Annotated in this window: 5 protein-coding genes; 2 read left to right on the plus strand and 3 right to left on the minus strand. The window is 73.8% G+C overall.

The features are described 5' to 3' along the window. On the plus strand, positions 1 to 492 hold a 492-nt coding region (locus tag ACWD0J_RS41045; protein ID WP_451500969.1), incomplete at its 5' end, for a hypothetical protein. A 212-nt stretch (positions 493 to 704) separates the two neighbouring features. Here ACWD0J_RS41045 and ACWD0J_RS41050 read toward each other — a convergent pair. The 3 genes from ACWD0J_RS41050 to ACWD0J_RS41060 are packed head-to-tail and all read right to left on the minus strand — an operon-like array spanning position 705 to position 2340. Then, on the minus strand, positions 705 to 1889 hold the full coding sequence (locus ACWD0J_RS41050; protein WP_451500970.1) for an NAD(P)/FAD-dependent oxidoreductase: 1185 nt from the start codon (positions 1887 to 1889) through the stop codon (positions 705 to 707). Beyond that, on the minus strand, positions 1886 to 2020 hold the full coding sequence (locus ACWD0J_RS41055) for a hypothetical protein (RefSeq protein ID WP_451500971.1): 135 nt from the start codon (positions 2018 to 2020) through the stop codon (positions 1886 to 1888). The genes ACWD0J_RS41050 and ACWD0J_RS41055 overlap by 4 nt, the downstream gene beginning before the upstream one ends. Then, the gene (locus ACWD0J_RS41060) at positions 2017 to 2340 is read right to left on the minus strand and encodes a bifunctional 3-phenylpropionate/cinnamic acid dioxygenase ferredoxin subunit (RefSeq protein ID WP_451500972.1); all 324 of its coding nucleotides are present in this window, start codon (positions 2338 to 2340) and stop codon (positions 2017 to 2019) included. Before ACWD0J_RS41060 ends, ACWD0J_RS41055 begins: the two co-directional genes overlap by 4 nt. Before the next feature lie 393 nt (positions 2341 to 2733). Here ACWD0J_RS41060 and ACWD0J_RS41065 point away from each other — a divergent pair, with 393 nt between their 5' ends. Continuing rightward, entirely contained in the window at positions 2734 to 3561 is an 828-nt protein-coding gene (locus ACWD0J_RS41065; protein WP_451500973.1) for an IclR family transcriptional regulator, read from the plus strand. The last annotated feature ends 143 nt before the right edge of the window (positions 3562 to 3704 follow it).

The following is a 3704-nucleotide window of genomic DNA, read 5'->3' on the forward strand; positions in this document are numbered from 1 at the left end:
CCGTTCTCGGGCGGTACGGCGGCGCGCGCCGGCGTGACCGAGGCCGCGGTCGACGGCCGGGCCCGGTCCGGGGAGGGCCGCGCGGCCCAGGAGCGAGCGTACGACCGGCCGTTGTGGGTCGAGGAACCGGCGCGGCGACGCCGGTTGCCCGATCCGGTGCGGACGTCGGCGGTGCGCGCGGTCCTCATCATCGCCGTGACGCTGATCCAGGCGATGGTGGCCTTCCTGTGCACCATGGCGGGTTCCTGGCTGGCGTTCCCGATGGTGCTGAGCAGTGTGGCCAGCACGGTGGTGGCCACCTGGGGCGCGCTCGACGTCTGGGTGACCCGCCAGGTGTGGAACCAGCGCCACGGCGTGGTGTCCACGCCCAGCAGCACCGCGCGTGCCCTGCGCCGTGAGCGGCGCAAGGAGCGCCGACAGGCACGGGCGGCCGAGCGGACTCAGGAGCGGATACGCCGGCGGGAGGGCGCGGGACAGGTGGCTCACTCGTAGGACACGGGCGGGGACACAGGGGCCGGCCGGCGCACCACGAGCTTCCCGCCGGGGAGGCCCGGCCGAACACCCGGTCAGCGGCTGACCCGCGACGGGTTCCGAGCCGCGTTCCCGACCAGCCGTCGTTCGCCGGGGACCGGCCGCCGCACCACCCGTGCGCTGGCCGTCGGGCTACCGGTCCGCCGCGCCAACAGCCCGCGCTCCCCCCGCGTTCAATGCACCGTCGACCTCATCCGGCTTCCACCGCGCGTCAGTTCGCGTCGTACCCGCATGAAAGGGCGTGGGCGGTCGACGGCGAGGACGGCGGTCGTGTGGCCGTCCCGCTCGTAGAGGGCGAGGAAGCCGCCGTCGGCCGGGGCGCCGTCGGTGAGTCCGCCCTCGGTGACGCGGACGCTGTCCCCGTCCTGGCGGCGGCCGGCGAACTGGATGCGCGCGCCGTACTGGTCCGACCAGAAGTAGGGCGGCGACCGCACGGTCTCCAGCGTGCGCCGGGCGAGCAGGTTGGCCACGGCGACCCGGGGCTGCTCAGTCGCGGAGGTCCAGTGTTCGGCGCGGGTGCCGCCGACGCGGGCGATGTCCCCGACCGCGACCACCTGGGACAGGGCCGTCACACAGCCGTCGTCGCAGAGGACGCCGTCGTGCAGGGCGAGCGTCGAACCCGCCAGCCAGCCGGTGTTGGGGGTGGCCCCGATGCCGACGATCACGGTGTCGGCGGGGAGGGTACGCCCGTCGGAGAGGGCGACGCCGGTGACGGAGACGGTGCCGCGCAGTCCGGCCACCCCGGTGCCCGTGACCAGGTCCACCCCGCCGCGCCGGTGCAGCGCGGCGCACACGGCGGCCATCTCGGGGCCGAGGTGGGGCACGAGCGGGAGCGGGGCGGCCTCGACGACCGTGACGGTGTGACCGAGGGCGGCGCACGAGGAGGCGGTTTCGGCGCCGATGAAACCACCGCCGATGACCACGACCCGGCGCGGCCCGCCGGCGAGTTCGTCGCGCAGGACGCGGGCGTCGTCCAGGGTGCGCAGGGTGTGGACACCGGCCAGACTGTCGCCGGGCAGACGGCGGGCCGAGGCGCCGGTGGCGATGACGACGCCGTCGGTGGACACCGTACGGCCGTCGTCGAGCAGGACGGTACGGCCCCGGGTGTCGAGGCCGCGGGCACGGACGCCGAGGAGCCATTCGGCGTCGAGTCCGGCGCTCTCCTCGTCGTCCGTGAGCGCGAGCTGGTCCTCGCCTGCGCGGCCGGTGAGGAAGTCCTTGGAGAGGGGAGGCCGGTCATAGGGGCGGTGGGGCTCGTCGCCGACGACCACCAGCCGCCCGTCGAAGCCCTGGGCTCGCAGTTCCCGGGCCGCGTACAGACCGGAGAGCGAGGCGCCGACGACGGTCACGGTCCTCATGCGGTACGGCTCCTGTCGCTCGGCGGCATGTGCAGGGCCGGCATGTGCGGGGCCGGCGTACGCGCGGGCGGGGCCGCCGTACGGAAGAGGGCGCTTCCAGGGGCCGTACGCCACTGGGTCACGGTGTTCATGCGGCGGTGCCCTCCTCCGCGGTGAGGTGGACGTGGACGACGCCGTCGTCGACGGTGACGCGGTGGGTGCGCACGGCCCGCCGGGCCGGGAGGCAGGTCGGCCGGCCCGTGCGGAGATCGAACGAGGCGGCGTGCAGCGGGCATTCGACCAGGCAGCCTTCCAGCCAGCCCTCCGAGAGGGAGGCGTCCTGGTGGGTGCAGGTGTCGTCGATGGCGTACAGCTCGCCGTCGTCTGTGCGGAACACGGCGACGGGCGGTGTCGTCTCGACGCGGACGGACTCGCCCTCGGGGAGGTCTTCGAGGCGGCAGACGGGGATCACGGGCCCCCCTTTCGGTCCGGGACGCTCGGTCCGGACCTGTGTGGTCAAGGCGGGAACAGGGAGTTCGGACCAGCTGTGGTCCGCAGGTCACGGCATGCCGGGGCGTCACTGGTCCAGCAGGTCGAAAGGCGCCGGACCTCGTCGGTCCGGACTGTCCGGGTCGGTCCGGACCAGCTGGCACACGTGCTGACCATCTGGCACGGGTCCGGGCCGTACGGCACAGGTCCGGACTGTCCGGCCCCTTCCGGGCGCCGGACCCTTCGGTAACATGACGTCTCACATGGCGCACGAGCAAGCGCCATGCGCAACAGAATCCGGGCGGGACGACGGTCGCGTCAAGGGTTTCCCGCAGATGCGGCCCGATCCGGGCCCCCAGGTGGTGAGAGTTGAGCCATGACCCCCACGCAGAAGCAGTCAGACCGCAGCGCGGAGAAGGCCGCGAACCCGGAGAGGAACGGCAGAGGGACCGCCAGCGCCGTCCAGTCGGTGGACCGCGCCGTGAGCGTCCTGGAGATCCTCGCCCGCCACGGCGAGGCGGGCGTCACCGAGATCGCCGACGAGCTGGACGTGCACAAGTCGACCGCGTTCCGGCTGCTCGGCGTCCTGGAGAACCGCGGTCTGGTGGCGCAGGCCAAGGACCGCGGCAAGTACTACCTGGGAGCCGGTGTACTGCGCCTGGCGGGGGCGGCGGCAGTGCGGCTGGACATCTCCCAGGAGGGCGTCCCGGTCTGCCGGGAGACCGCCGACGAGCTGGGCGAGACGGTGAACATCGCGGTCCTGGACGACGACGCGGCGGTCAACATCATGCAGGCCCGCGGCACCGCGTCCGTGACCGCCCAGAACTGGCTCGGCCGGCGCACCCCGCTGCACGCCACCTCCAGCGGGAAGGTCCTGCTGGCGCACCTGCCGCCGACCCTGCGCGAGGGCCTGCTCGCGCGTTCCCTGCCGCGCTTCACGGAGCGCACCATCACCGGCGCGTCCGTGCTGCGGGGCGAGCTGGAGGCGGTGGTGGAGCAGGGATACGCCCTCACCCTGGAGGAGCTGGAACTGGGCCTGGCCGCCGTGGCCGCCCCGATCCGCGCGCACGACGGCAAGGTGATCGCCGCGATCAGCGTCTCGGGGCCGGTGTACCGGCTGAACAGCGACCGGCTTCCGGAGGTGGCCAAGCGCACGGTGGCGGCCGGGGCGGAGCTGTCCCGCCGCATGGGATACGGCTTCTGACGTATCGCCCGACCGCCCTGACTTGCCTCAACCGACGTACCGCCCGCACCACCCCTCGCGGAGTTCGGCGTAGGCCAGGTACTCCAGCGTTTCCGGGATCAGGGAGAGCGAGTCCTTGAGCCGGGCCGCGGCGAGGGCCAGCC

Source organism: Streptomyces sp. NPDC003011 (assembly GCF_053591515.1).

What these genes read in the sequence shown, in the direction of transcription:
- ACWD0J_RS41055 (WP_451500971.1), bottom strand. Translation starts at nt 2,020, where the DNA reads ATGAACACCGTGACCCAGTGGCGTACGGCCCCTGGAAGCGCCCTCTTC.
- ACWD0J_RS41065 (WP_451500973.1), top strand. Translation starts at nt 2,734, where the DNA reads ATGACCCCCACGCAGAAGCAGTCAGACCGCAGCGCGGAGAAGGCCGCG.
- ACWD0J_RS41050 (WP_451500970.1), bottom strand. Translation starts at nt 1,889, where the DNA reads ATGAGGACCGTGACCGTCGTCGGCGCCTCGCTCTCCGGTCTGTACGCG.